The organism is Kribbella hippodromi (assembly GCF_039531045.1).
In the GTDB taxonomy this organism is placed as follows: domain Bacteria; phylum Actinomycetota; class Actinomycetes; order Propionibacteriales; family Kribbellaceae; genus Kribbella; species Kribbella hippodromi.
On the sequence record NZ_BAAAPH010000002.1, the window covers coordinates 379,325 to 406,205 of the forward strand.

Genomic DNA, 26,881 nt, shown 5'->3' on the forward strand with positions numbered 1-26,881 from the left:
CTTCAGTGGTGAACCCCCGAGAGTGCCTGTTCACGCGCCGCATGCGACGCGTGAACGGGCACCTTCGCACGTTAACCGCTGAAATGGTGTGGGGGACGGGCACGTCGTCGGCGGTGCGAGGTGCGTGCGGTTGATCGGCCCAATACGGTGGAACGGTGGTTAAGCGGCTGGTGACTAAGGCGCGACTCAGGGCGATTGCTCCCTGGGCCGCGCTGAGCGTGGTGTTCGTGTCGACTTCGGTGCTGATCGGACTGCTCGCGTTCGTGAACGACTCGCAGCGGGTGACAATCGGTGCGCACGCGGCGACCGTCTCGCCGACGTTCGACGGGCACGCGACGGTGGATCTCGGCGCGGTGCTGCCTCGATTGCGGCTCGCCAGCAACGTTCCGTTCGGGATGGGCGTCAACATCGACGTCCAGGAGACCAACGCCAGCAACCTCACCGACCTGATCAACCGGGACGCCCTGATCGCCGCCCAGCCCGAGGGTGAGATCGCGCGGATCCAGCAGGCCATCCAGGAGATGGCGGTCGACGACGCGCTGGCCGGCGCGGGCTCCGGTCTGCTCGTCACGGTCGTGGTCGCGACGGTGTGGGCGATGATCGGGTACCGGCGCCGCCGCGAACTGTGGCATCTCGTGCACCGGCACGAGCGGCGCGTGGAGCACCGCGCGATCGTCGTACTGGTCGCGATGCTGATCACGATCGCGTCCATCTTCGGGCCGGGCCGGATGCGCCGGGTCGAGGCGCCGCCGACCGAGTGGACGCCGCTCGCCAAGCTGCTGCCCGAGCTCGATCTGGACGCCCGGCTGCAGAGCGTTGAGGTTGCCTCCGGCTTCTCCACCACCGGCGGGGTCGGTGTGATCAAGACCGCGGTCGAGACGTACCAGCGATCCACCCGGTTCTACGGTCAGCTCACGGACAAGGTCAGCGGCGTCAGCAGCCAGATCCATCAACCGAGCAAGGACGAAACCGTCGCGATCCAGGTCAACGACCGGCACGACAACATCGGGATGGACCCGTTCGCCGCCGCGGTGGCGAAGGCGGCCGGCGCGAAGCTGCTGATCGACGCCGGTGACGACACGTCCTCGGGGCAGGAGTGGGAGCTGTTCAGCATCAACTCGCTGCGGCAGCACTTCAAGGACTTCAAGGTGGTCGCGGTGGCCGGCAATCACGACGCCGGTGGGCATGTGAAGGACGCGATGCGGAAGAGCGGGTTCACCGTACTCGACAGTAAACCCGTCGAGGTGGACGGGATTCGCTTCCTCGGCGACAGCGACCCGACCAAGACCGGCCTGGGCAGCGCCGATCAGCCCGGTGACGAGACCGTCGACCACCAGTCCAAGCGGCTCGCCGACATCGCCTGCTCCCAGCCCGAGAACAAGCGGATCTCGACCATGGTCGTCCACGACCCGTCGTCGTTCGCCGCCACCGCCGAACGCGGCTGCGCGACCCTGCTGCTGTCCGGGCACCTGCACCGGCAGGTGGGGCCGGAGACCAAGGTGGTGGACGGGCGGCCGGTCACCACGTACACGAACGGGACGACCGGGGGAGCGGCGTACGCGTTCGCGCTCGGCTACACCCTGCGCCGGCCGGGTGAGGTCACCCTGATCACTTACCTGAAAGGTCAGCCGGTCGGCCTGCAGACCGTCACCGCCGAGCTCACCGGCGACGTCACCGTCGGGGCCTACACCCCCTTGTCCAATTGACGATTCGGCCGCCGCGGCGGTCCGGCACCGAGTGTTCACCGGCCGGTAAGGGGGGCGGACCAGCGGGACCAGTGGTTTGCAGGAGTAGGGTTGTGTGACGTGCGTCGCGCTAAGATCGTTTGTACGCTCGGCCCGGCTACGGCCGCCCCGGAGCGCATCATGGAACTTGTCCAAGCCGGTATGGATGTCGCCAGGCTCAATCTGAGCCACGGCGCCCACGCCGAGCACGAGCGCATCTACCAGCGGATCCGGACCGCCGCCGCGGAGACCGGCAGCAACGTCGGCATCCTGGTCGACCTGCAGGGCCCGAAGATCCGGCTGGCGGAGTTCGCCGAAGGCAAGGCCACCCTGACCTACGGCGAGCGCTTCACGATCACCACCCGGGAGGTGCCGGGTGACCAGACCATCTGCGGTACGACGTACGACGGCCTGCCGGGAGACGTGAACCCGGGAGACCAGCTGCTCATCGACGACGGCCGGATCGCGCTCGTCGCCGAGGAGGTGACCGAGACCGACGTGGTCTGCCGGGTCACCGTCGGCGGGCCGGTGTCCAACCACAAGGGCATCAACCTGCCGGGTGTGTCGGTCAGCGTGCCCGCGCTGTCCGAGAAGGACGCCGAGGACCTGCGCTGGGCGCTGCACCTGCCGGCCGACATGATCGCGCTGTCGTTCGTCCGGGACGCCGCGGACATCCAGCTCGTGCACAAGATCATGGACGAGGAAGGGCTGCGGATCCCGGTCGTCGCCAAGATCGAGAAGCCGCAGGCGGTCGCGAACCTGGACGAGATCATCGAGGCGTTCGACGGGTTCATGGTGGCCCGTGGCGACCTCGGCGTGGAGCTCCCGCTGGAGGAGGTCCCGCTGGTCCAGAAGCTGATCATCGACCAGGCCCGGCTGAACGCGAAGCCGGTCATCGTCGCCACCCAGATGCTCGAGTCGATGATCTCCGCGCCACGGCCGACCCGGGCCGAGGCGTCCGACGTCGCGAACGCGGTGCTCGACGGCGCCGACGCGGTGATGCTGTCCGGTGAGACCAGCGTCGGCCGGTTCCCGATCGAGACCGTCAAGACGATGGCGCGGATCGTGGAGTCCACCGAGGAGCACGGTCTCGGCCGCGTCCAGGAGATCGAGTGGGAGCCGAAGACCAAGGGCGGCGTGATCGCCCGGGCCGCCGCTGACGTGGCGGAGCGGCTGGAGGCGAAGTACCTGATCGCGTTCACCCAGTCCGGCGACACCGCGCTGCGTCTCGCTCGGTACCGCACCGAGGTCCCGCTGCTCGCCTTCACCCCGGTCCCGTCGGTCAGCTCCTGGCTGAGCGTCGTCTGGGGCATCGAAACCCACATCGTCCCCACCGTCGACCACACCGACGAAATGGTCCGCCAGGTAGACCAGCGCCTGCTGGAACTCGGCAAGGTCCAGAAGGGCGACCTGGTAGTCATCGTCGCCGGCTCCCCACCCAGCATCCCCGGCTCCACCAACGCCCTCCGAGTCCACCGCATGGGCGACGCCATCGAAGGCATCGCCCCGGCCTACCGCAGCCCCAACCCGTAGGCCACACAATCAGTTGAGGCGGACGGTCACCTGACCGCCCGCCTCAACTACTTCCAGAACAAAGATTGACAGACGTACCCGGTCCGGCTGCCGAACCCCAGGCCGTCAGCTCTTCGCCCCGACAAACCCGTCCATCCGCCCAACAGCTTCCCGACGAGCGACAGAGAGCGCGTTGGGGCGGGGCATGCGCCACGGGATGTCGAGCAGACCCAGTGCCCATTGGCAGAGCGCCATGATGTCGCGGGACTCGTTCGAGAACATGTAGCGCGGGTACTCGTAGCGCTTGGTCTGGCCGGCGACCGTTCGGGTGACCCAGTTCGCGACCCGGCAACCGTCGGAGTTGAAGAGGCCGCGGAGGAACCGTTCGGGGTACTCGGCAACGAGCTCGCGCTGCCAATCGGCGAGCGTGATCGTACGACGGTGCTTCGGGCCCGGCCCGTGCTGTGGAAACAGACACGGCCAGTGCTTCCAGTACGAAACCACCGAGATGTAACCAACCGCCCGAACCCGATGCACCGGCCGCCTCGGGTTGACGGCGGCGACAGCCCGCTCGGCTTCATCGATCAGCCGCGGGTAGACGCCATCACAGGCGATCCGCAACGCGTACACATCGCGCCGATGCCGCGACAGGCAACCATCTCCGAGATACAGCCCAAGAAGATGCGCGTACTGAGCACCGTCAAGCGGACCGCCCGCGCAACGAGGACAGACGCTCGGGTAACCAGGACGACCCACGCAATCGCGCCACTCACGAAGTGCAGCCCGGCTGATCCCCAGCCGCTTGCTGACCGAGCTCAGACTCTCGCCGAACCCGATCGCGTCCAGCGCGATCGTCCTCGTCCGCTCGTCATACACAAACGGAGCTTCGCAGGCGCTTCCGACAACTTTCTGTGCCCTGGGTGGGACTCGAACCCACACTGTATGGTGTTTGAGACCATCTTCTCTGCCGAATTGGAATACCAGGGCATCTGCGCTGGACGATCTTAGCTCATCCAACCGGTGCATCCGAAAATGTCCGTGGCTCGGGCGAGTATGTGGCATGCCGCACATCAGGTCGCAGGAGACGGTGGATTCCGCGCTACGGATGTCCGATCAGGGGATCAGCGATCGGGCGAATGCCAACATGCACGGCGTTGCGATCAAGACGATCCGGCGGTGGCGGCGGTTGTATCAGCGGCGAGGGCTGCCTCGTGGGGGAAGTCGGCCGGCGACGCCGTGTCCGCGGTGTGATGGGGCGGAGCTGGATGAGGCGGCGTACGCGTTGTTGCTGGGGTGGTACTTGGGGGACGGGTCGATCGCGCGGGCTCGGCGGGGTGTTTTCACGCTGCAGATCGTCAACGACGAGCGGTACGGCGAGCTCAACCGGGAGATCGCGGAGACGATCAGGCGGGTGAAGCCGACTGCGAGCCCCTGCCTGCGTGGCGGGAACGGGGCCATTCGTGTCGAGGCTCGATGGAAGCACTGGCCTTGTGTATTTCCGCAGCATGGGGCGGGGCGGAAGCATCTGCGTTACTTCTACGTCCGCTACCAGTTCTCGAATCAGTCGGACGACATCCGGAAGATTCTGACGGAGGCGCTCGATCTGCTCGGGATTGCTTGGCGACAGTCGCGGCGAGACACCATCGCGGTCAGTCGTAAGGAAGGTGTGGCGGTGCTGGATGGGTTTGTCGGGCCGAAGTCGTGATCGTGGGTCGATAAGGTGTCGGGTGTGACTGCTAAGCGTGTGGTGATCGCTGAGGACGAAGCTTTGATTCGGATGGATCTGGCGGAGATGCTCGCGGAAGAGGGGTATGACGTCGTCGGGCAGGCGGGGGACGGCGAGGAGGCGATTCGGCTGGCGATCGAGCAGCGGCCGGATCTGGTGATTCTCGACGTGAAGATGCCGAAGCTGGACGGGTTGAGTGCGGCCGAGAAGATCGCGGGGGAGCGGATCGCGCCGGTGCTGATGCTGACCGCGTTCTCGCAGCGGGAGCTGGTCGAGCGGGCCCGGGACGCCGGCGCGATGGCGTACCTGGTGAAGCCGTTCTCCAAGGCCGACCTGTTGCCCGCGATCGAGATCGCCGCCTCCCGGTACGTGGAGCTGGCCGAGCTGGAGCGGGAGGTCGCCGACCTGTCCGAGCGGCTGGAGACCCGCAAGCTGGTGGACCGGGCGAAGTCGATCCTGCAGACCAAGTTCGGGCTGTCCGAGCCGGACTCGTTCCGCTGGATTCAGAAGACCGCGATGGACAAGCGGGTGTCGATGCGCCAGGTCGCGGAGCTGGTCGTGAACGAGGCCGGCGACGCCTGATCGCGCCCGCGCGGTGACCCTGAGGTGAACCGCGGCGTACGTTCGTGACAACCCGTACCCGAGGGAAGCGCTCCCATCGGCGATTCTCACCGAAAACCACCGCGTACTGACGCAGCGTCACCATTTGGGCAACGGGTCAGTAACCAGGTGATCGGACGATACTTACCGCGGTAACGACCTCACAACACAGGCTGTGGGCTGTTCGCTTGTGCCTCCCGGCGGGTCTAACCTGCCGGTGCTCGCGGCAATGCGCGAGGGTCCCGGCTTCGCTGGGGCTATCCAGACATGGGAGGAACAGTGCACCAGCGTTCCGTAGTACGGGTCGGCGCGTCGCTGATCGTTGCGTCGTTGGCCCTGACTGCCTGCGGCTCACGCAGTGGCAACGACTCTGGCGGGGGCTCCGGAGGCTCGACCAAGACCGCGAAGATCGGCGTCATCGCGCCGCTGTCCGGAGACTTGTCGGCTCTGGGTCTGGGTATCCAGCACTCCGTCGAACTCGCGGTGAAGCAGGCCAACGACTCGAACGCGATCCCGGGCTGGAAGCTCGAGGTCGACGCGAAGGACGACGAGGGCAAGACCGAGCCGGGCAAGAACGCCGCCACCGCGCTCGCCAGCGACGCGGACGTGATCGGCGTCGTCGGCACCCTGAACACCAGCACCAGCCAGCAGGTGCAGCCGGTGCTCGCGCCGAAGAACATCGTCCAGGTCTCGCCGGCCAACACCGGTCCGGGCCTGACCCAGGGCGTGGACTGGCAGACCGCCCCGAAGCGGCCGTACCCGACGTACTTCCGCACCTGCACCACGGACGCGGTCCAGGGCCCGTTCGCGGCCCGCTACCTGTACGAGACCGCGAAGATCACCCACGTCGCCACGATCCACGACAAGAAGGCGTACGGCCAGGGCCTGGTCGGCACCTTCACCGCGGAGTTCGAGAAGCTCGGCGGCAAGATCGACTCGAAGCAGACGATCAACCCGGACGACTCGAACTACCAGGCAGTGATCTCCGCGATCAAGCCGACCAAGCCGCAGGCGGTCTACTACGGCGGTGAGTACCCGAACGCCGGTCCGCTCTCGCAGCAGATGAAGGCGGCCGGCCTGAACGTCCCGCTGATGGGCGGCGACGGCATCTTCGACCCGAAGTACATCACCCTGGCCGGCAAGACCAGCGACGGTGACCTGGCCACCTCGGTCGGTGCTCCGGTCGACACGCTGGCGTCGGCGAAGAAGTTCGTTGCCGACTACAACGCGCAGAACTACAAGGAGCCGTACGCTGCGTACGGCGGCTACTCGTTCGACGCCGCGAACTCGATCATCGAGGCGCTGAAGACCTCGCTGAAGGACGCCAAGGACGTCGAGTCCGCCCGGCAGGCGACGGTCGATGCCATGAGCAAGGTTTCCTTCGACGGCGTCACCGGCAAGGTCGCGTTCGACCAGTACGGTGACACCACCTCCAAGGTGCTGACCGTCTACAAGGTTGCCGGTGGCAAGTGGACCACCGTCGAGACCAAGGCGTTCGAGGACAAGTAACCGCAGTCGACCTCATGTCTCGGGGGTGGGAGCGATCCTCCCACCCCCGAGGCGTGTCACAACCGAGGCAGATGGGAGGTCGACGTGGACCAGTTCATCCAGCAACTCGTCAACGGGCTGACCTTGGGCTCGCTGTACGCCCTGATCGCGGTCGGATACACGGTCGTGTACGGCATTGTGCAGCTGATCAACTTCGCGCACGGCGAGGTGTTCATGATCGGTGCGTTCGGCGCGTTGTCGACGTACCTGTTGTTCTTCAACGGTCACACCAGCATCCTGATCCTGCCGGTGATGATCATCGGCGCGATGATCGCGTCGGTCGGCACCGCGGTGCTGATGGAACGTGTCGCGTACCGTCCCCTGCGGAACGCGCCACGGCTCGCACCGCTGATCACCGCGATCGGCATCTCCGTTTTCCTGCAGGAGTTCATCCGGCTGTTCTACGAGCAGCCCGCCTGGACGGTCGTTGTGTTCGCCGGCCTGGCCGTTGCCGTCGGCTACCTGGCCGGCCGGCTGGTCGGCAAGACCGACCTGAATCATCCGATCTCCAAGTGGTACGACCGTGGCCCGCTGCTCGGCGGTGCCGGTGGCGCCGTCGCGCTGTGGATCGTCGCGCGGCTGCTCAACCGTGAGCTGAACCCGCTGCTGATCATCGGCGTGATCGTGGTCGGCGCGCTGGTCGGTACCGGAATCGGCTGGCTGACAAGCCTGGCCGTACGCCGGAACGCCCGCACCACGCCGTCGATGCAGTCGGTCGCGGCCGCCGCCCTTGGTGGTGCCGTGGTCGCCGAGCTCGGCTGGGTGATCTTCAAGTCGCTGATCACCAAGGTCGACTGGCCGAGCGCCAAGCTGCGCATCCCGTTCCCGCAGATCGATGTGGTGACCGGGAAGGCCTTGCAGGTCGGTGGGGTGACGATCCAGCGGTCCGCGATCTTCACGATCGCGGCGCTGGCGGTGTGTGCGGTCCTGCTCTGGTACTTCATCAACCGGACCCGGATCGGCCGCGGTATGCAGGCCGTCTCCCAGGACCCGGACACGGCCCGGCTGATGGGTATCAACGTCGACCGGATCATCGTGGTCGCGTTCGCCCTCGGCGCGGTCCTGGCCGCGATCGCCGGTGTGTCGCAGGGTCTGCAGAACACCAACATCGAGTTCCGGATGGGCTTCCTGGCCGGTCTGAAGGCGTTCACCGCCGCCGTACTCGGTGGCATCGGCAACATCTACGGCGCGGTCGTCGGAGGTCTCGTCCTCGGTGTGGTCGAGGCGATGGCCACGCAGTACATCCCCGGTCAGTTCGGCGGGAGCACCTGGAAGGACGTCTGGGCGTTCGTCATTCTGATTCTGGTTCTGGTGTTCAGGCCGCAGGGCCTGCTCGGCGCGAGGGTGGTGGACCGGGCATGAGCGACGTGAAGACTGCCGAAACGGCAACCAAGGTTCCGGCGGCGAAGCCGGACAAGCCGCTCGCGTGGCCGCTGGGCCTCGCCGGCGTGGTGCTCGTGATCGCGGGTTCGTTCCTGTCCTGGAGCTACAACGGACAGATCCTGAACGACCTGTCGCTCAACTTCAACCCAGGCGGCCTGCAGATCCTCGCGATCATCGTCGCGCTGCTGTCCCTGGTGCTGCTGCTCGCCGAGAAAGGCCCGCTGACCAAGCTGGGCTCGTGGCTGGACGCGACCCTCGGGTTGCGGGCCCTGGGCACCGGTCTGACCTTGTACATGGCGCTGGTCCTGGTCTCGATCACCGTGCAGGCGCACGGTCTGATCAACGTGAACCCCGGTGGGTACGTCTCGACTGTCGGTGCTGTCCTGCTGGCGGTCTCCGGCTGGATGTCGCCGTTGCGGCAACTGCGGGACCTGAGCCAGGCAAGACTGCCCGCCTGGGCGGAGATCCTCACCATCGGCGTACTGATGGCCGCGCTGCTGTTCCTGGCCGCGTACGCGTTGGGACTGTCCGACGCCTGGTCGTTCATCCTGTGCCTGCTGTTCATCGCCACCGCGGCGACCGCACTGTTCCGGTCCGGGGCGATGACGTTCGTCGGCCACGTCGGGCAGCGGCACCGCAAGGTGCTGACGCTCGGTGCGTTCGCGGCGGCGTTCCTGTTCCCGTTCACCCAGAACGGGTCGGACGCGAACATGTCGATCGCGGGTGCGGTGCTGGTCTTCAGCGCGACCGCGATCGGGCTGAACATCGTGGTCGGCCTGGCCGGCCTGCTGGACCTCGGGTACATCGCGTTCCTGGGTTCCGGCGCGTACGTGGCGGCGACCTTGTCGACGTCGGCGTTCGCGACCATCGGCTGGAAGCCGCCGTTCCTGCTGGTCGTCCTGCTCGGCGCCTGTGTGGCGGCGGTCCTGGGCCTGATCATCGGTTCGCCGACGCTGCGGGTGTCGGGTGACTACCTGGCCATCGTGACGCTCGGCTTCGGTGAGATCTTCCGGTTCGCGATGTTCAACCTGGACGGCAACAACGGACCGAACCTGACCAACGGCCCGAACGGTATCCCCGGGATTCCGGACCTCGAGCTGTTCGGTTTCAACTTCGGTAGCGCGCACACGGTCGCCGGGATCGACCTCGGCCGGTACGCGAACTACTACTTCCTGCTGCTGATCCTGGTCGGCGGCGTCGTGCTGGCGTTCTCCCGGCTGAACGACAGCCGGATCGGACGTGGCTGGGTGGCGATCCGGGAGGATGAGAAGGCCGCCGAGGCGATGGGCGTGAACGTGTTCGGCCTGAAGCTGCTCGCGTTCGCGATCGGTGCGTTCCTGGCCGGTCTGGCCGGCACCATCAAGGCGCATCAGGACGGCGCGGTCAGCCCGGACCAGTACATCTTCCTGGAGTCGGCGTTCCTGCTCGCCGCGATCGTGCTGGGCGGGATGGGCACCATCGCCGGTGTGTTGCTCGGCGCAACGATCCTGAAGCTGCTGCCGGAGAAACTGCGGTTCTTCAACGAGTACCGGCTGCTGCTGTTCGGCTTGCTGCTGGTGCTGATGATGCGCTTCCGGCCGGAGGGCCTGGTGGCGAGCAAGCGGCGGCAGCTCGAGTTCCACGAAGAGGACGAGGAGCTGGCGGTCGAGATCGAAGAGGAACGCCTGGCTGTCGGGGAGGCGAAATGACGGTGACCGAAACTCAGGACCGGGTCGATCGGCCGATCGGCGCGCCGGTGCTGGAAGCGTCCGGCGTGACCATGCGGTTCGGTGGTCTGCTGGCGGTGAACGGCGTCGACCTGACCGTACGGGAAGGCGAGATCGTCGGTTTGATCGGGCCGAACGGCGCCGGCAAGACCACCTTCTTCAACTGCCTGACCGGGCTGTACAAGCCGACCAGCGGCCAGGTCCGGTTCGCGGCGTCGCCGGGTGTACTGGCGCCGCTGCCGCCGAAGCCGCGGGCGGTGGTCCGGGCCGGGATGGCGCGGACGTTCCAGAACATCCGGTTGTTCGCGAACATGACCGCGCTGGAGAACGTGATGGTCGGCCGGTACTGCCGGACCAGCGCGGGCGCGCTCACCTCGGTGCTGCACGGGCCGAAGTTCCGGCACGAGGAGGCGGCCACCCGGAAGCGGGCGCAGGAACTGCTCGACTTCGTCGGCCTCGGCAAGTCCGCCGAGAACCTGGCCCGGAACATGCCGTACGGCGACCAGCGCCGGCTGGAGATCGCCCGGGCGCTGGCCACCGACCCGAAGCTGATCCTGCTGGACGAGCCGACGGCCGGGATGAACCCGCAGGAGACCCGGCAGGCGATGGACCTGATCTTCAAGATCCGGGACGCCGGGCTGTCGGTGGTGGTGATCGAGCACGACATGCGGTTCATCTTCAACCTCTGCGACCGGGTGCTCTGCCTGGTCCAGGGCCAGGCCCTGATCGAGGGCACCCCGGCCGAGGTGCAGTCCGACCACCGGGTGATCGAGGCGTACATCGGCACCGGCGAGGACGACGACGATGACCGCCCGCAGGACACCGTGGCAGGGGAGGACCGATGACCGCGATGCTGGAGGTCCGTGACCTCGAAGTTGCCTACGGCAAGATCCTTGCGGTGAAGAAGATCAGCTTCAGTGTCGAGCAGGGGCAGGTGGTGTCGCTGATCGGCACCAACGGCGCCGGCAAGACGACCACGCTGAAGACGATCTCCGGGCTGCTCCGGCCGATCGGTGGGGAGATCTGGTTCCAGGGTGAGCGGATCGACCAGCTGGCCGCGCACGACATCGTCACCCGCGGCCTGGCGCATTCACCGGAGGGGCGGCGGATCTTCCCGCGGCTCTCGGTCGAGGAGAACCTGTACCTCGGTGCGTTCTCCCGCAAGGACACGGCCGGCGTACGCTCCGATCTGCAGGCGGCGTACGACCTGTTCCCGGTCCTGGGGGAGCGGCGCAAGCAGCCGGCCGGGACGTTCTCCGGTGGTGAGCAGCAGATGCTGGCGATGGGCCGGGCGATGATGAGCCGGCCGAAGCTGATGATGCTGGACGAGCCGTCGATGGGCCTGTCGCCGATCATGATGAAGCGGATCATGTCGACGGTGTCCGAGCTGCAGAAGCAGGGTACGACGATCCTGCTGGTCGAGCAGAACGCGCAGGCGGCGTTGAAGCGCGCCGACTACGGGTACGTGCTGGAGGTCGGCAAGATCGTGCTGTCCGGCACCGGGCAGGACCTGCTGGTGAACGACTCGGTCCGCAAGGCCTACCTGGGCGAGGACTAGGTACTGACGCGGTCGCTGCTGGTTCAGGTGCGGATCACCACAAGCAACTGAACCAGCAGCGGCGCGACGATCAGCGCCGGCAGCAGGTCGGCGACCGCTACCTGCTTGAGCTTCAGCAGCCGCAGCGCGACCCCGATCAGCATCACGCCACCGGTCGCGCCCAAGGCGGTCACATGCGCCTCCGGCAGGACGTCGCCGAGCACTGCGCCGACCGCGGTCATCAAACCCTGGACCACCAGTACGACCAGCGCGGATGCCGCCACGCCCCAGCCGAACGACGCGGCGAAGGCGATCGAAGTGAAACCGTCCAGCACCGCCTTCAGGAAGAGCTGATCCGCGCCGCGGCCGAGACCGTCGGACAGCGCGCCGAGGAACGTCAGCGGCCCGACACAGAACACCATCGATGCGGACACAAACCCCTCGACGAACGTACTGCGGCCCTCGCCGCGGTCGAACCGGCGCTGCATCCAGCCGCCGAACCCTTCCAGCCGCTGCTCGATCCGGAGCAGCGAGCCGATGATCCCGCCGATCAGCATCGCGCCCAGGACGAGCAGGATCGGCGCGCTGCTGCCGACCGCGTCGCTGAGCGCCTTGTCGCTGACGGTGAGCGCCGAGGAGATGGCGATCAGCAGCGTGACGAGTCCGATCGCGTCCGTGACCAAGTCCCTGGTCCGGTGACTGAGGCGGTGGCCGACGAGTACGCCGAGTACCGAACCGACGAGCACCGTCGCCACGTTCACGGCGGTCCCGATTCCGATGAACAAACTGGTCTCCCACTCGACTTTGCAGGTGACCCCCGAGGGCCTACTGTTGCGCGAGGACGAGCGTATCGGCCCGTCTGTTCACCTCGGGGGTGGACCGAAGCGGGAGGTCGCCGTGGCTGCCATCGAGGTGCGGGACGCACGCCCGGGTGACGCCGGCGCGCTGGTCGCGCTGTGGCGTGAGCTGACCACCGCCGGGCTGCCGTCGAGGCTGCCGGCGCCGCCGTCCGCCGCCGCCGCGGAGGTTGCCGTCAGCAAGCATCTGGCCGATCCGGCCGGCCGGTTGCTGGTGGTCGAGCTGGACGGCGCGGTGCACGGGATGGCGTACCTGCGCCGGACCGCGATCAGCCCGCTGCACGACGACAGCACGATCACGGTCGAGTACCTGCATGTCAGCGACTCGAGCCGCCGGCACGGTCTGGGCAAGGCGCTGATCGCCGAGGCGGTGACCTGGGCCGAGCACGAAAGCTGCGCGCATCTGGCCGTGGTCGCGCCCGCGATCGCCCGCGAGGCGAACCGGTTCCTGGCCCGGCTCGGGCTCGGTCAGGCCGGGGTGCTGCGGTTCGCGACCACGCACACGGTCCGCCGCCGGCTCGCCGCCGAGCACGCGCCGAACCTGCTCGCCCTGCTCTCGTCCCGCCGCTCCGCGGTCGCCCGCCGGGCCGCGCTCGGCGTCGCGGCGCGCGGTGTTGCCTCACGTGGTGGTGATGCCCCGCTGAGCCCTTCCGGCCCGGTCAGCCCGGTTCCGCCGGTCAGCTCCCCGGCGGAGCCTGAATCAGCTGGCACGTGATCCGCGCCGTGCAGACCCGCTTGTCCCGCTCGTCGGTGATCACCACTTCGTACGACGTGGTGGTCCGGCCGAGGTAGATCGGCGTCGCGACCCCGGTGACGACCCCGTCGCGGACCGCCCGGTGGTGGGTGGCGTTGATGTCGACCCCGACGGCGACCTTGCCGTGCGTCGCCGCGTGCAGCGCCGAGCCGATCGAGCCGAGGCTCTCGGCCAGTACGCAGGAGGCGCCGCCGTGCAGCAGCCCGTACGGCTGGGTGTTGCCCTTGACCGGCATCGTCGCGACCACCCGCTCCGCGGCCGCTTCCGTGACACCGATTCCCATCAGCTCCAGCAGGGTGCCCGTCATGCTCATGCCGGGTCCCAGGTTCGATTCATCAGCCACGGACAAGAGAGTACGCGGCTGTGTGAGAACTGTCCCAGGGAACCACTAGAGTCGGTGTGTGGCTGGAGATACGGATACGACGACGATGACTGCGCAAACGACAGGAGACCCCGCGACCCCGGAAACCGGGCGGCCGCGGATCCTGCTGCTGGACGGGCACTCGCTGGCCTACCGGGCGTTCTACGCGCTCCCGGTGGAGAACTTCTCCACCACCACCGGTCAGCACACCAACGCGGTGTACGGGTTCACCTCGATGCTGATCAACATGCTCCGCGACGAGCAGCCCACGCACATCTGCGTCGCGTTCGACGTGTCTCGCAAGACCTTCCGCACCGAGCAGTACGCGGAGTACAAGGCCGGCCGGTCGAAGTCGCCGGACGAGTTCAGCGGGCAGATCTCGCTGGTCAAGGAGGTGCTGGCGGCGCTCCGGATTCCGACCACCGAGATCGACGGGTGGGAGGCCGACGACATCATCGCCACCCTCGCCACGCAGGCCTCCGAGCAGGGCTTCGAGGTGCTGATCAGCAGCGGTGACCGGGACTCGTTCCAGCTGATCAACGAGAACGTCACGGTGCTGTACCCGAAGCGCGGCGTGTCCGAGATCGCCCGGATGGACCCGGCCGCGATCGAGGAGAAGTACGGTGTCGGCCCGCGGCTGTACCCGGATCTGGCCGCGCTGGTGGGGGAGCAGAGCGACAACCTGCCGGGCGTGCCCGGGGTCGGGCCGAAGACGGCGGCGAAGTGGCTGAACCAGTTCGGCTCGCTGAACGATGTGGTCGACCGGGTGAACGAGATCAAGGGCAAGGCCGGTGAGTCGCTGCGCGAGCACCTCGCCGACGTCATCCGGAACCGGCAGATCAACGAGCTGGTCCGCGACCTGACCCTGGACGTCGCGGTGGACGACCTGGTCCGGACGCCGTGGGACCGGGACAAGGTGCACACGCTGTTCGACAGCCTGGAGTTCCGGGTGCTGCGCGAGCGGCTGGTCGCCGAGCACGAGGAAGTCGACGCGACCGTCGACCACGGGTTCGAGCTGGACGGCGCGCAGCTGAAGCCGGGCGAGCTGGGCGCGTGGCTGAAGGAGCACGTCAGCACCGGCGACCGGGTCGGCGTCGCGGTGCAGGGGAGCTGGGGCGGCGGCACCGGTCAGATCACCGGGCTGGCGCTGGCCAACGCGACCGGCGCGGCGGCCTGGTTCGACCCGACCACGATGAGTCCGGACGACGAGGCGGCCTGGCAGGCGTGGCTCGCGGACGAGAAGCAGCCGAAGGCGCTGCACGACGCGAAGGGTCCGCTGCTCGGCTTCCTGGAGCGCGGCTGGACGCTCGGTGGGCTCAGCTCGGACACGCAGCTCAGCGCGTACCTGGTCCGCCCGGATCAGCGGGCGTACGACCTGGCCGATCTGACCGTGCGGTACCTGAAGCGCGAGCTGCGCAACGAAGAGGCCGAGAACGGGCAGCTCAGCTTCGACGACGTCGAGGGCGGTCCGGCGGCGGATCACACGATGCTGCGCGCCCGCGCGATCGCGGACCTGGCCGACACGCTGGACGCCGAGCTCGAGAAGCAGGCCGGGACCCCGCTGCTCGCCGATGTCGAGCTGCCGCTGATCCAGGTGATCGCCGCGATGGAGCGGGACGGCATCGCGGTCGACCAGCCGTACCTGCAGGAGCTGGAAGAGCGGTTCGCCACCGGCGTACGCGAGGCAGCCACGGCGGCGTACGAGGTGATCGGGAAGGAAATCAACCTCGGATCGCCGAAGCAGTTGCAGGTGGTGCTGTTCGACGAGCTGCAGATGCCGAAGACGAAGCGGACCAAGACCGGGTACACGACGGACGCGGATTCGCTGCAGGCGCTGTTCGAGAAGACCGAGCATCCGTTCCTCGCGTACTTGCTGGCGCACCGCGACGCGACCAGGCTGCGGCAGACCGTCGAGGGGTTGCTGAAGACGATCAGCCCGCGGGACGGCCGGATCCACACCACGTTCAACCAGACGATCGCCGCGACCGGGCGGCTCAGCTCCACCGAGCCGAACCTGCAGAACATCCCGATCCGGACCGAGGAAGGCCGCCGGATCCGGCAGGCGTTCGTGGTCGGCGCGGGCAACGAGTCGCTGATGTCGGCGGACTACAGCCAGATCGAGATGCGGATCATGGCGCACGTGTCCAAGGACCAGGGCCTGATCGACGCGTTCAACTCCGGGATGGACTTCCACTCGGTGACCGCGTCCCGGGTGTTCTCGGTCGAGCCCGGTGACGTGACCCAGGAGCAGCGGGCGAAGATCAAGGCGATGAACTACGGGCTCGCGTACGGGCTGTCGGCGTACGGGTTGAGTCAGCAGCTGAAGATCGGTGTCGACGAGGCCAAGGGCTTGATGGACGAGTACTTCGAGGGCTTCGGTGGGGTGCGTGACTACCTGCGCTCGATCGTGATCGACGCCGGCAAGACCGGGTACACGGAGACGATCCTCGGCCGGCGGCGGTACTTGCCGGATCTGACCAGTGACAACCGCCAGCGTCGCGAGATGGCTGAGCGGATGGCGCTGAACGCGCCGATCCAGGGTTCGGCGGCGGATGTGATCAAGATGGCGATGCTCAAGGTCGACGCGTCGCTGCGGGAGTCCGGTCTGAAGTCGCGGATGCTGCTCCAGGTCCACGACGAACTGGTCTTCGAGATCGCTCCCGGTGAACGGGAAGCGCTGGAGGAGCTGGTGCGCCGCGACATGGGCCACGCGGTCGAGATGACCGTGCCGCTGGATGTGTCGGTCGGCGTGGGTCGCACCTGGCACGAAGCGGCGCACTAACCGCGCACGAGCCGACGAGCCGCCCGGGGCGATGCCCTGGGCGGCTCGGTGTTCTCAGACGTCCGGGGGACCGCTTCGGGTGGCCGCGGCGGGCGGCCCGGTGCCGGCGTTCGGCGGGCTCAGCTAGTGGCGGACGGCGCGGCGGTCAGCTGGTGGCGTATGCCGGTTGGGGGTTGGGGGAGAGGGCTTGGCGGATGCTGGTGTGCTCTCGGTCGGTCAGGTCGGGTAGGTCGGTGATGGTGGCGAGGGGCCACCAGCGGACGTCCAGGGACTCGTCGTCGTTCACCCGCGGCACGGCGCGGTCGCCGGACTGGTGCAGTGGGTGGCAGCGGAAGGTGAGGTCGAGGAACTGGACCTGGTCGCCGTTCGGATAGGCGGCCGGTGGGAGTGACTCGACGCTGAGCAGCCGGTCGACCTCGACCTCGATCGCGGTCTCCTCCTGGATCTCGCGGGCCAGCCCGATCGCGGGCTGCTCGCCCGGCTCCAGGATCCCGGCCGGCAGGCTCCAGCGGTGGTTGTCGGCGCGCTGGACCAGCAGCACCTGACCGGTGTCGTTCAGCACCACCCCGGTCAGCCCGGTCAGCCACAGCAGGTCGTGCCCGATCTTCTCGCGCAGCTCGAGGATGAACTTCGGGGTCGGCATACCGGAAACCCTACAAGCCGCCGGGCCGCCGTTTCCGCCGCAAGAAACTGCCGGTGAAACGTTCAGCGGCCATCGCTTGCACGCAAAATCCTGACAGTGACCGGCTGAGCGCGGGCGGTGACTCCCGACCCCTTCCGTGCGGTCGGCTTCTGTGTCATCCTCCCGGGCAAAAGATCCGAGATCCTATTGGATATCCCCTATCTGTTATCGGGAGGCGGGATGCGTGAGGACCTGAGGACCACGCCGGTGCGACGACGAGCAGTCGTGGCCGGCGCGCTCGGGATCGCGGCGGCCGGCGGCAGTGGTCTGCTCAGTGGCTGCAGCTCCGGTGAGGCCGCGGCCGGCGCCGCGCCGAACAGCCTGAGCGCACCGCCGACCGAGCTCGGCCGGCTCAAGACCGGCATCAACTACCCGCCCGGGTACGTCGGCCCGCGGGCCCGCGAACGGCGCGCGATCGTCACCGAACCGGAGACCTTCACCATCGTCGTACCGCAGAGCCTGACCGTCGGCGACTGGGCGAAGAACGAGTTCACCGCCTGGATGGAGCAGCAGACCGGCATCCGGATTCGCTGGCGCCAGGTGGCCGGCAAGGGCAACGACGCCGAGACGATGACGAAGGTGAACGCGATGATCGCGGCCGGCGACGTACCGGACGCGTTCCTCGGCATCACCTTCACCCGCTCGCAGCTCTACTTGTACGGCGCGCAGAACCTGTTCGTCGACCTGAACCCGTACCTGGACAAGTACGCGCCGAACCTGCAGGAGGCGATGCACGACTATCCGGAAGCGCGCAAGCTGATGGTGTCGCCGGACAAGGGCGTCTACAGCTTCCCGGACATCAACGACTGCTATCACTGCCGCGCGTCGAACGGCCGGGCGCTGCTGAACGCCGACTGGGTGCAGAAGGCCGGCCTGGAGATGCCGACCACGACGGACGAGTTCCGCGAAGTGCTGACCGCGTTCAAGAAGGCGGACCCCGCGGGCGGTGGCCGTACGATCCCGTTCGGCGGGTACAAGGACGCGCCGCTGGACACGTACTTCATGAATGCCTTCCTCTACAACCCGGGTGATCCGTGGCTGGTCGTCGACGACGGCAAGGTCGGGGTCACGTACGTGCAGGACGGTTGGCGGCAGGGGCTGCAGTACTTGAACGGGCTGTACAAGGACGGTCTGCTCGGCAAGGACCTGCTGACCGCGACGGCCGATCAGATCAAACGGTACGGCGACAACCCGGGCGGACCGCTCCTCGGCGGTGCGCGGGCGTACTACTGGGGCTCGTTCATGACGCTCGACTTGGTCGACCCGAAAGCGCGCTGGCGCCAGTACCGGACGCTGGAGCCGCTCAAGGGACCGGATGGCGTACAGGTCGCGCCGTGGGACTACCTGCGCGTCGGTCTGGAGGTCTCGACGCTGGTTGTCACCCGCAAGTGCAAGCGGCCCGACCTGCTGGTGCGGTGGGCCGACTACCAGATGGACCTCGAGGTGGTGCTGCGCTCGTACGCCGGTCCGGACATCCGCTGGTCGCCCAAGGGTGACAAGGGCATCAACGGGAAGCAGGCCGTCTACGGGTACGACTCCTGGAACACCGACGCGACCAAGGGCAAGACCTGGGACCAGTACGGGGTGATGTACCGCTCCGGTGACTTCCGGCTGGCCCAGCGGGTCGATCCGAAACAGCCGACGTTCGAGTCGCCGCTGTACGAGCAGACCAGGGACTACCTGTACCCGCACCGGCAGCCGGTGGAGCAGCAGTTCCCGCCGGTGACGCTGGAAGCCGACCAGGCCGCGCAGGACGCGGAGATCGGACTGAACCTGAAGGGCGAGGTGACCACGTCGCTGGCCAAGTTCGTCACCGGGAAGCTCGACCCGGCCGACGACGGGCAGTGGAACGACTACAAGGACCGCATCAACCAGATCGGTCTCAAGCCCTACCTGGAGATCCAGCAAGCCGCCTACGAGACCTACCAGGGGTGATGACCGTGGCTTCGGTGACACCGATCAAACCTTCGGACCGCGCGGTCGCGGCCGGTACGCCCGCTCCGGTGCGCGAGACCCGGTCCGACCGGATCGTGATGATCTGCAACTACACCGCGCTCGGCCTGTTCACGCTGGCGGTGCTGTACCCACTGATCTACGTACTGAGCGCGTCCTTCAGCGACCCGAAGAACGTGGTCTCCGGCAAGGTCTGGCTCTGGCCGGTCGGGCTCAGCACGGACGCGTTCAAGGCGATCTTCGACTACGACTCGATCGTCAGCGGGTTCGGCAACTCGGTCGTGTACGCGATCGGGGGCGCACTGCTGGCGACCGCGCTGACGTTGCTCGCGGCGTACCCGTTGTCCCGGAAAGGGCTGCCGGGCAAGGGCGTGATCATGGCGCTGTTCGTGTTCACGATGATGTTCAGCGGCGGCCTGATCCCGACCTACCTGGTGGTGGACCGGCTGGGGCTGATGAACAGCCGGTGGGCGATCATCCTGCCCGGCGCGCTCGCGGTCTGGAACATGATCATCACCCGCACGTTCTTCCAGGCCACGATTCCCGAGGAGCTGGTCGAGGCGGCGAAGGTGGACGGCTGTACGGACTTCGGGTTCTTCTGGCGGATCGTGCTGCCGTTGAGCAAGCCGATCATCGCGGTGAACCTACTGTTCTACGCGGTCGCGCAATGGAACTCCTGGTTCAGCGCCCTGATCTATCTGACCAACGAGCACCTGTTCCCGCTCCAGCTGGTGCTCCGGCAGATCCTGATCCAGAACAACTTCGACCCGTCGCAGGTCCGTGACACCGCCGAACTGATCCGGATGACCGAGCTCCAGCAGCAGCTGAAGTACTCGCTGATCGTGATCGCCACCATTCCGCCACTGCTGATCTACCCCTTCGTGCAGAAGCACTTCGTCAAGGGGGCCATGGTCGGCTCGTTGAAGGGCTGACGCCATGGCCATCGACACTCTGGTACGACGTACGCCCGCGCACAGCGCCAGCCGGCCGACGAAACAGCAGCTCGGATTGGGCGCCCGGCTCCGCCGGCACTGGCAGCTGTACGCGATGCTCGCGCTGCCGCTGATCTGGCTGGCGATCTTCGCGTACTGGCCGATGTACGGCGCGATCATCGCCTTCAAGGACTACAACGTGGTGGACGGCATCTTCGGCAGCCGTTGGGTCGGGCTGAAGCACTTCGAGCGGTTCGTGGAGTCGTACCAGTTCGGCCGGCTGCTGAAGAACACGCTGGTGCTGTACACGTACGAGCTGCTGGCGACGTTCTGGCCGCCGATCCTGCTCGCCCTCGGACTGAACATGGCCCGGCGGCGCTGGTACCGGCGTTCGGTGCAGTTGATCACGTACGCGCCGCACTTCATCTCGACCGTGGTCGTGGTCGGGCTGATCGTGGTGCTCGTCGACCCGAACACCGGCGTGCTGAACCAGTTCCTCGGGCACTTCGGCATCGGGCCGCTCGACGTACTGAACGACCCGAGCTACTTCCGGCACCTGTACGTCTGGTCCGGCGCGTGGCAGACGATGGGGTTCTCGGCGATCATCTACCTGGCCGCGCTGACCAGCGTGTCGCCGGAGCTGCACGAGGCGGCGATCGTGGACGGCGCGTCCAGGCTGCGGCGGATCTGGCACATCGACCTGCCGGCGATCCGGCCGGTCGCGGTGATCCTGCTGATCCTGAACATCGGGTCGATCATGTCCGGCGGGTTCGAGAAGGTCCTGCTGCTGCAAAACACGCTCAACCTGCAGACGTCGGAGGTCATCGACACCTACGTGTACAAGCTGGGCTTCGCGTCGCAAGTGCCGCAGTTCAGCTACGCCGCCGCGATCGGGCTGTTCCGCTCACTGATCGGGCTGGTGCTGCTGGTGCTGGCGAACACCATTGCCCGCCGCTTCGCGAAGTCGAGTCTGTGGTGAGGTCAGGTCGACTGGCGGTGCAGTCCGGTGGCCAGGGCGGCTGACAGGAGGAGGGCGCAGGTGCTGGTCATCGCGGCCAGCACCTTCACCCCTGTCAGACCGGCGGCGGTACCAGTGCCGAGGATGATCGCGGCGGCTACGGCCAGCACGACCAGACCGAGCCAGATGGCCAGCGCGGCGCGCTTCTCTTGCTGTGCGATCGCCGCGTACACGACGAGCTGCAGGACCGCGTACGCGGAACCGGCGACCGCGAACAGCCACGTGTACGGACCGAGTGGCGCGTACTTGTCCTTGCCACCGATCACCTCGACCACGATGGAGGGCAGGATCAACGTACCGGCGACAGCACATGCTCCGAGACCCGCGACCGCCATGATCGCCCGCCGCAGCCGGACCGTGTCGCCGGGGGAGTTGGCCAGCGACGGGAACACCAGCACGATGACGAACTGCGGCAAGAACAGGCAGGCCTTCGCGATGATCAGTCCGGCCGCGTAGTACCCACTGTCTTTCTCGTCGAGCAGTGAGCGGGCGAACAGTACGTCCGCGTTGGCCAGCGCGAAGAAGGCGAGCAGCGTGTGCGTACCGTGCACTGTCTCCCGCAGTACTTCCTTGATGTCCTTGCCGGTCGCACCGGTGGAGCCGCGGAGGAAGAACTGGCCGAGGACGGCTGGTACAGCAGCGCCCACGGCCAGACCGGCCATTGCCCAGTCCAGCGACGGGTGCAGGATCAGCGCGCCACCGCCCAGCAGCAGCCGCCCGACTCCGGCAGAGGTGTAGACAGCGGCCAGCTCGGTCCACCGCTGGCTGCCTTGCAGGACCCCGAGCTGTGAGCCCATCAGGGTGAGCCCGCCCAGAGTGGGTGCGAGCAGCAGGATGGCGACGACCGAGTCGATGTGCAGCAGCCACATGAACACCGGTGTGAGCACCAGACAGAGCACAGTGAGCCCGGCAGCCGACCGGCGACCAGCCTTCAGCATCGCGTCGGCCAACGTGGCCGCACCGCTACCGGTGTGGGTGGCGAGCTGGCGCGCCGCGGTGGCCTGCAGACCGAGTGACGCGACGTTGCCGATCAGCAGCAGGCCCAGCAGCGCGGTGATCGCGCCGAATTGCTCCTGCGGCAGCCGGCGGGAGCCGATCAGCGTGAAGCCGTAGGCGGCCACGTTCATGATCGCCATGGCGACGGCAACGACCGTGGCACTGCGCAGGAAGGCCCGGCGGGGAGCCTGGGGATGCGGCGCCGGGGTGGTGCCAGAACTCATGCTGCGTGCCTCGGATCAGTGGTGTGACGTTGCCGGACCTCACGGTACGGCAACGTTGCCGGTCCGGAGCCGCCGGATCGGTTAGTGTCCCGCCGGTGAGGAGGTTGAAGGCAGGCAGTGCGGAGCAAGTGGTCTGGCGAGCAAGGCTCGTGCTGGGATGCTTGGCTCTGGTCGCGCTGTGCCTTCAGCAGGCGCCGGGCAAGATCCTGCCGGACGGCAAGCTGGAGCTGACAGCTGAGCCCGGTGGATTCCTGGCGCGTGCACTGCACCTGTGGGATCCGCACAGTGCGTTCGGCCAGTTGCAGACCGACGTCTACGGCTACCTGTTGCCGATCGGTCCGTTCCACTGGTTGCTGGACGCGCTGTCCGTACCGGACTGGATCAGCCAGCGGCTGTGGTGGTCCCTGGTCCTGTGTGTCGCGTTTGTCGGCGTCTGGAAGCTCGGCAACGTGCTGCAGTACGGCGTGCCGTGGACGCGGTTCGCGGTCGCGCTGCTCTACGCGCTGTTGCCACGGACCTTCGGGGAGCTCCCGACCGAGGTGTGGCCGATGGCGATGGCTCCGTGGGTGCTGCTGCCGCTTGTCTCACCCCATGTTCGCTCCGGTTGGTGGCGGATCAGTTGGTCGGCTGTGGCGTTCGCATTGATCGGTGGAGCGAATCCGGTTGCCGCTGCGGCGTGTCTGGTCGTACCGGGCGTGTGGCTGGTCAGCCGCGCCAGACTGAAGCTCCTGCTCGGCTGGATCGGCTTCATCGTCGCAGCATCGCTCTGGTGGCTACTCCCGCTCGCCTCACTCCTCCGGTACGGCGGAGCGCCGCCTGGGCCACGGTGGCTACCGGTCGTCGGTGTGGTCGCCGGACTGCCGTTGGCCCTCGTCGCAGCCCACTACCTGCGACGGCTGAGCGGTCTGTCCGTGTCACGCGGCATCCACCGCCGCGTCGTACCTGTGCTCGTAACCTGTCTGGCAGTGGTTGCTGCTGCTCCGGTGCTGTTGGCTCGGCAGGACGGAGCGGTCACCGCGATCCCGGACCACTGGCAGCAGACTGCGAGCTGGCTGGACCAGCAGTCGGCGCCGGGCAGTGTGTTGCTGCTGTCCAGCGCGACCGAGCCGCTGTCCGCACTGGTGAAGCGGTCGATGGCCACGCTGACTGAGGACGTGAAGCGACGGGTCGACTCAGGGGTTGGCGACCAGGCGCTGCGGCAGGAGCTCAACCGGCAGGGCATCAGGTACGTCGTAGTGCGCAACGACCGCGAGGACGGTACGCCGACGCTGGCGCTGCACGAGAGCCTGTCCGACGCCGGGATCGGACGGGTGGCGTACTTCGGACCGGCTGGGGAGACGCGCTTGCCGTACCCGAGTGTGGAGATCTTCGATGTCGGAGCAACCACTCCGGGGCGGCTGATCCCGCAGTCGAGGCTGGTAGCAGTCGCAGGCACGGCTGATGACGTACCGGCCGTGGTGACCGCGCTTGGTGGCGCGGGGGACGCGGTGCTCGACGCGGACGCGGCGGGGAAGTTCGATGGGTTGCCTCTGGTCCAGACGGACGCACAGGACCAGACGGACGCTCAGGACCAGGCGGTCGAGCAGCAGCCGAGTGCGGTGGTCCTGCGGAACAACCGGATCGGGCGGTCCGCGTGCCTGCACGTCGGTGCGCAGGCAGTGTGCGATTCGGCTCAGGCGGAGGCGGCGGGGGAGCAGGACGGTTTGTCTCGTACGGTGCAGTTGCCTGCTGCCTCGTACCAACTGCACGGGATGGCACTGCCGCAGGACGGCGATGCGCTTGAACGGCTGATGCTGCAGCCCGGCGCCATCACCGCGACCGCCTCGTCGCGGGCCGTCGGCGCACCGGACGCCCGGCCCGGCGCGGCCGTCGACCGGGATCGCGGCACCGGCTGGCTCGCCGATCCGGACGACCTGACGCCGACCCTGACGCTGACGTTGCCGGCAGCAAGGGACGTACGCGGCCTGCGCTTCGAGTCCGGGCCCTACTTGGGTGGATCGCGGCCTGCGGAGGTGCTGCTGCACTTCGACGGCAGCGTGCAGACCCGGAGCACAGTCGATGCGGACGGGTACGTGCGGTTCCCGCAGCGGCGGGCGCGGACCATCCAGATCGATTTCACCGCGACGAAGCCGGTGCAGGACGCGCGGCGTACGCCGGTCGGCGTCACCGAGGTCGAGGTACTCGGAGCGGATGACCTACGCAAGGCGGTGGACCGGAACCGGCGCCTCCCGTCGTACTGCGGTAATGGACCGAACGTCCGGATCGACGGGGTGCGGGCGCGGACCCAGCTGGCGGCGACTGTGGGGGACCTGCTGCAACGGCGGCCAGTGCGGTACAGCCTCTGTGGGCAGGCGGCGACGATGCCGCTGCGCTCCGGGCGGCACGAGGTGGCTGTCCAGCCGAACGCCGGTGTTGTACCGATTCAGGCGACGTTGACCAAGGCCGGGTTCGGTGACGTGGCTCCGGCGCCGGTCCAGGGCGTGGAGGTGTGGCGGACGAGCCCGGCCCAGCTGACTGCTGAGGTGCCGTCCGCGAGTGAGCGGTCGGTGCTGGCGATCGCTCAGAACTACAACGCGGGCTGGGAGGCGTACGACAGCTCCGGCAACAAGCTGACGCCCGTCCGGATCGGCGGCTGGCAGCAGGGGTGGATCGTCCCGGCCGGGCCGGAGCAGGTGGTCACCGCGGCATTCATGCCCGACCGGTTCTACCGGGCGGGGCTGCTGCTCGGACTGATCACTTTGGTGTCGGTCTTCGTCGCTGCCGCGTTCTCAAGGCGTTTGCCGAGGCGTAGAGCCGGTCGTTCGATCAGGCGATAGCTGATCGCGGCGATCGCCACCGATCCGACAAGAGCCACCGGGAGCTGTACGGCGAACGGTCCGCGTAGGACGCCTAGTACGACGAACTGGTACGCCACCACACCGTACGAGAGCTTGGCCGCGTACTGGGCAGGTCGGCCGCCTAGTACGCGGACTGTTGCCGCGGTGGGCGTCAGTACCGGGAAGAGCACGCAAGCGACCACTGCGGTGTACAGAAGGTTCTTTAGAAGGGCCTGCGCCGGAGTAGGTGTCGAGTGGTCGTACGGACCGGCGAGTGGGGTGGCAGCGATCAGGAGGAGAGCTGCGGCGATGCCCCAGAGCGTGCCGGGGACCCGGGTCAGTGTGTCCAGGGTGGATGCACCGAGACGACCTGTGGCGCGGGCGACCTGCCACAGCGCCAGACCCATGCCAACTGCGAACCACCCGAGGTACCCGGGCAGCCAGAGACCTGCTGCCGGCTGGTCGGTTGCTGTTACTACAGCCATCCAGACTGGCCCGACAACAGTCAGTGCGAGCAGTACGAGCAGCCGCCAGCGGACGCTGCGGCGGGTAGGGCGCTCGTAACCAGTCAGCAACCTGCCGAGCCCAGGGAGGAGTAGGTAGAACAGGAGTGGTGTCTGGGCGGCCCACTGGAGGTACGTGGTTGCCGGATGCGGGACGAGCGCGAGCGACAGGACCACCGTGAGGACAAGCGCGGGGAGGATGCGGAGAGCGCGGTTGCGGAGGTAGGGGAGCGTAAGCGGCGGCAGTGTGCCGGAGAACCACGCCAGCACGTGTGGGCGGTAGAGAAGGAAGCCGGAGAGCGCGCAGAACACCGCCCAGCCGACGTCCAGCCGGGAGACCGCTGCGGCGAACGGTGCGTTGGTGTGCAGCCCGACCTGCGACACGACGACGGCAAGAGCAGCTAGTGCCCGCAGCCCATCAGCTGCCGGGAAGCGCGTCATGACGTTGGTCCGCTGTGGGCGGTCCAGATAGCTGTTCCCGGGATTACCCGGCCGCGGACAGGTCCCCAACCGCCCCAGACCAGGTCGTGCCCGGCCGGCCATTCGGGCTCCAGCAGGTCGTCGATCACGAAACCAGCGCTGGTGAGCTCACGTACCCAGTCGCCGAGTGTGCGGTGGTGCTCGGCGTACACGGGTGTGCCTGCTGGGTCCACCTCGACGTACGGCCGCCGGTCGAAGTAGGACTGCGTGATGCGGAGACCGGCTTCGGACGGGTCATCGGGCATCGCCCAGCGCAGTGGATGGGTCACTGAGAAGACCAGTAGGCCACCGGGCTTCAGTACTCGGCGCAGCTCGCTGAACGCCGTACCCACCTCTGCGACGAACGGCAGTGCGCCGAACGCCGAGCAGGCGAGGTCGAACGTGTTGTCGCGGTACGGCAGCGCTACAGCGTCTGCGGCGACGGTGCGGACAGCTGCACCAGTACGAGCGTCCAGTGCCTTGCTGACCCGGAGCTGCTCGACGGAGATGTCGAACGCGACCACATCAGCCCCCTGACCGACCAGCCAGCGCGAGCACTGCGCAGCACCACAGCCGACCTCCAGTACCCGTTTGCCGCGTACCGATCCAAGGAGCTGAGCCGTCTCCTCATCAACCCCTTCGGGACACCAGATGAACCGATCATCCCCAAGAAACTCCCCATGCTCGGCCAAATACTCATCAGCCGCCGAATCCCAGTACGCCCGACTGGCCCGAGAACTCTGCGCCTCCGTCAGCTCCACCCGTACCGGCTCATTCACGGACCAAGACTAGGGGGACCTCGGAGTCT

22 protein-coding genes and 1 tRNA gene are annotated in these 26,881 nt (G+C 67.5%); 15 read left to right on the forward strand and 8 right to left on the reverse strand.

The genetic code is table 11. The features are described 5' to 3' along the window. Nucleotides 1–155: 155 nt before the first annotated feature. Both ABD260_RS04470 and pyk read left to right on the forward strand, forming a co-directional pair. Nucleotides 156–1,706, forward strand: coding sequence for a metallophosphoesterase family protein (locus tag ABD260_RS04470; RefSeq protein WP_344232015.1), 1,551 nt, complete (start codon nucleotides 156–158; stop codon nucleotides 1,704–1,706). 99 nt (nucleotides 1,707–1,805) lie between these two features. Next, nucleotides 1,806–3,257 carry a pyruvate kinase gene (pyk, locus tag ABD260_RS04475; RefSeq protein ID WP_344232016.1) on the forward strand — a complete coding sequence of 484 codons (1,452 nt, stop codon included), beginning with the start codon at nucleotides 1,806–1,808 and terminating at the stop codon, nucleotides 3,255–3,257. A 105-nt stretch (nucleotides 3,258–3,362) separates the two neighbouring features. Here the strand turns inward: pyk and ABD260_RS04480 are convergent, their stop codons facing one another. Further along, a complete protein-coding gene (locus ABD260_RS04480) occupies nucleotides 3,363–4,112 on the reverse strand; it encodes a transcriptional regulator (protein ID WP_344232017.1) in 750 nt (249 codons plus the stop codon). 36 nt (nucleotides 4,113–4,148) lie between these two features. Next, nucleotides 4,149–4,223: transfer RNA gene (locus ABD260_RS04485), tRNA-Leu, on the reverse strand. Nucleotides 4,224–4,296: 73 nt separating this feature from the next. Between ABD260_RS04485 and ABD260_RS04490 the strand changes: the two genes are divergently transcribed. From ABD260_RS04490 to ABD260_RS04525, 7 genes are all read left to right on the forward strand, one after another. Next, nucleotides 4,297–4,941, forward strand: a complete 645-nt coding sequence (locus ABD260_RS04490; RefSeq protein WP_344232018.1) for a transcriptional regulator — start codon at nucleotides 4,297–4,299, stop codon at nucleotides 4,939–4,941. 15 nt (nucleotides 4,942–4,956) lie between these two features. Then, entirely contained in the window at nucleotides 4,957–5,544 is a 588-nt protein-coding gene (locus ABD260_RS04495; RefSeq protein WP_184833477.1) for an ANTAR domain-containing response regulator, read from the forward strand. A gap of 297 nt (nucleotides 5,545–5,841) precedes the next feature. Then, the gene (locus tag ABD260_RS04500) at nucleotides 5,842–7,071 is read left to right on the forward strand and encodes a branched-chain amino acid ABC transporter substrate-binding protein (RefSeq protein ID WP_344232019.1); all 1,230 of its coding nucleotides are present in this window, start codon (nucleotides 5,842–5,844) and stop codon (nucleotides 7,069–7,071) included. 84 nt (nucleotides 7,072–7,155) lie between these two features. Then, nucleotides 7,156–8,472, forward strand: a complete 1,317-nt coding sequence (locus tag ABD260_RS04510; RefSeq protein WP_425553282.1) for a branched-chain amino acid ABC transporter permease — start codon at nucleotides 7,156–7,158, stop codon at nucleotides 8,470–8,472. Continuing rightward, nucleotides 8,469–10,181, forward strand: a complete 1,713-nt coding sequence (locus tag ABD260_RS04515) for a branched-chain amino acid ABC transporter permease (RefSeq protein ID WP_344232020.1) — start codon at nucleotides 8,469–8,471, stop codon at nucleotides 10,179–10,181. Before ABD260_RS04510 ends, ABD260_RS04515 begins: the two co-directional genes overlap by 4 nt. After that, a complete protein-coding gene (locus ABD260_RS04520; protein WP_344232021.1) occupies nucleotides 10,178–11,044 on the forward strand; it encodes an ABC transporter ATP-binding protein in 867 nt (288 codons plus the stop codon). The genes ABD260_RS04515 and ABD260_RS04520 overlap by 4 nt, the downstream gene beginning before the upstream one ends. Beyond that, nucleotides 11,041–11,757, forward strand: a complete 717-nt coding sequence (locus ABD260_RS04525) for an ABC transporter ATP-binding protein (RefSeq protein WP_344232022.1) — start codon at nucleotides 11,041–11,043, stop codon at nucleotides 11,755–11,757. Before ABD260_RS04520 ends, ABD260_RS04525 begins: the two co-directional genes overlap by 4 nt. 23 nt (nucleotides 11,758–11,780) lie before the next feature. On the opposite strand, the gene ABD260_RS04530 is transcribed toward ABD260_RS04525, so the two are convergent. Continuing rightward, entirely contained in the window at nucleotides 11,781–12,521 is a 741-nt protein-coding gene (locus ABD260_RS04530; protein ID WP_344232023.1) for a DUF554 domain-containing protein, read from the reverse strand. A 112-nt stretch (nucleotides 12,522–12,633) separates the two neighbouring features. Here ABD260_RS04530 and ABD260_RS04535 point away from each other — a divergent pair, with 112 nt between their 5' ends. Continuing rightward, nucleotides 12,634–13,308 carry a GNAT family N-acetyltransferase gene (locus tag ABD260_RS04535; protein WP_344232024.1) on the forward strand — a complete coding sequence of 225 codons (675 nt, stop codon included), beginning with the start codon at nucleotides 12,634–12,636 and terminating at the stop codon, nucleotides 13,306–13,308. Here ABD260_RS04535 and ABD260_RS04540 read toward each other — a convergent pair. Continuing rightward, nucleotides 13,271–13,690, reverse strand: a complete 420-nt coding sequence (locus ABD260_RS04540) for a hotdog fold thioesterase (protein ID WP_344232025.1) — start codon at nucleotides 13,688–13,690, stop codon at nucleotides 13,271–13,273. The two genes, ABD260_RS04535 and ABD260_RS04540, sit on opposite strands and share 38 nt — an antisense overlap. A gap of 85 nt (nucleotides 13,691–13,775) precedes the next feature. Between ABD260_RS04540 and polA the strand changes: the two genes are divergently transcribed. Beyond that, nucleotides 13,776–16,490, forward strand: coding sequence for a DNA polymerase I (gene polA, locus ABD260_RS04545; protein ID WP_344232026.1), 2,715 nt, complete (start codon nucleotides 13,776–13,778; stop codon nucleotides 16,488–16,490). 145 nt (nucleotides 16,491–16,635) lie between these two features. Here polA and ABD260_RS04550 read toward each other — a convergent pair whose 3' ends face one another. Then, nucleotides 16,636–17,133 (reverse strand): NUDIX hydrolase, encoded by a 498-nt coding sequence (locus ABD260_RS04550; RefSeq protein WP_344232027.1) that lies wholly within the window; start codon nucleotides 17,131–17,133, stop codon nucleotides 16,636–16,638. A 219-nt stretch (nucleotides 17,134–17,352) separates the two neighbouring features. On the opposite strand from ABD260_RS04550, the gene ABD260_RS04555 reads away from it, so the two are divergent. Genes ABD260_RS04555 through ABD260_RS04565 form a run of 3 tightly spaced genes read left to right on the forward strand, consistent with a single transcriptional unit; the run spans nucleotide 17,353 to nucleotide 21,036 of the window. Then, nucleotides 17,353–19,107, forward strand: coding sequence for an extracellular solute-binding protein (locus tag ABD260_RS04555; protein WP_344232028.1), 1,755 nt, complete (start codon nucleotides 17,353–17,355; stop codon nucleotides 19,105–19,107). A 14-nt stretch (nucleotides 19,108–19,121) separates the two neighbouring features. Then, nucleotides 19,122–20,057, forward strand: a complete 936-nt coding sequence (locus ABD260_RS04560; RefSeq protein ID WP_344232029.1) for a carbohydrate ABC transporter permease — start codon at nucleotides 19,122–19,124, stop codon at nucleotides 20,055–20,057. A gap of 4 nt (nucleotides 20,058–20,061) precedes the next feature. After that, entirely contained in the window at nucleotides 20,062–21,036 is a 975-nt protein-coding gene (locus ABD260_RS04565; protein WP_344232030.1) for an ABC transporter permease, read from the forward strand. Nucleotides 21,037–21,038: 2 nt separating this feature from the next. Here ABD260_RS04565 and ABD260_RS04570 read toward each other — a convergent pair whose 3' ends face one another. Continuing rightward, nucleotides 21,039–22,295, reverse strand: a complete 1,257-nt coding sequence (locus ABD260_RS04570; protein WP_344232031.1) for an MATE family efflux transporter — start codon at nucleotides 22,293–22,295, stop codon at nucleotides 21,039–21,041. Between the two features lie 95 nt (nucleotides 22,296–22,390). On the opposite strand from ABD260_RS04570, the gene ABD260_RS04575 reads away from it, so the two are divergent. After that, nucleotides 22,391–25,111, forward strand: coding sequence for an alpha-(1->3)-arabinofuranosyltransferase domain-containing protein (locus ABD260_RS04575; protein WP_344232032.1), 2,721 nt, complete (start codon nucleotides 22,391–22,393; stop codon nucleotides 25,109–25,111). Here the strand turns inward: ABD260_RS04575 and ABD260_RS04580 are convergent. Together ABD260_RS04580 and ABD260_RS04585 are read right to left on the reverse strand one after the other, a co-directional pair. Then, nucleotides 25,000–26,055, reverse strand: coding sequence for an acyltransferase family protein (locus ABD260_RS04580; RefSeq protein ID WP_344232033.1), 1,056 nt, complete (start codon nucleotides 26,053–26,055; stop codon nucleotides 25,000–25,002). The genes ABD260_RS04575 and ABD260_RS04580 overlap by 112 nt on opposite strands. Continuing rightward, nucleotides 26,052–26,852: a class I SAM-dependent methyltransferase gene (locus ABD260_RS04585; protein ID WP_344232034.1), complete on the reverse strand. Its 801-nt coding sequence runs from the start codon at nucleotides 26,850–26,852 to the stop codon at nucleotides 26,052–26,054. Before ABD260_RS04585 ends, ABD260_RS04580 begins: the two co-directional genes overlap by 4 nt. Nucleotides 26,853–26,881: the final 29 nt, after the last annotated feature.

Coding starts and splice junctions, on each gene's coding strand:
- ABD260_RS04490 (WP_344232018.1), top strand. CDS start 4,297: ATGCCGCACATCAGGTCGCAGGAGACGGTGGATTCCGCGCTACGGATG.
- ABD260_RS04515 (WP_344232020.1), top strand. CDS start 8,469: ATGAGCGACGTGAAGACTGCCGAAACGGCAACCAAGGTTCCGGCGGCG.
- ABD260_RS04520 (WP_344232021.1), top strand. CDS start 10,178: ATGACGGTGACCGAAACTCAGGACCGGGTCGATCGGCCGATCGGCGCG.
- ABD260_RS04525 (WP_344232022.1), top strand. CDS start 11,041: ATGACCGCGATGCTGGAGGTCCGTGACCTCGAAGTTGCCTACGGCAAG.
- polA (WP_344232026.1), top strand. CDS start 13,776: ATGACTGCGCAAACGACAGGAGACCCCGCGACCCCGGAAACCGGGCGG.
- ABD260_RS04550 (WP_344232027.1), bottom strand. CDS start 17,133: ATGCCGACCCCGAAGTTCATCCTCGAGCTGCGCGAGAAGATCGGGCAC.
- ABD260_RS04555 (WP_344232028.1), top strand. CDS start 17,353: ATGCGTGAGGACCTGAGGACCACGCCGGTGCGACGACGAGCAGTCGTG.
- ABD260_RS04565 (WP_344232030.1), top strand. CDS start 20,062: ATGGCCATCGACACTCTGGTACGACGTACGCCCGCGCACAGCGCCAGC.
- ABD260_RS04570 (WP_344232031.1), bottom strand. CDS start 22,295: ATGAGTTCTGGCACCACCCCGGCGCCGCATCCCCAGGCTCCCCGCCGG.
- ABD260_RS04580 (WP_344232033.1), bottom strand. CDS start 26,055: ATGACGCGCTTCCCGGCAGCTGATGGGCTGCGGGCACTAGCTGCTCTT.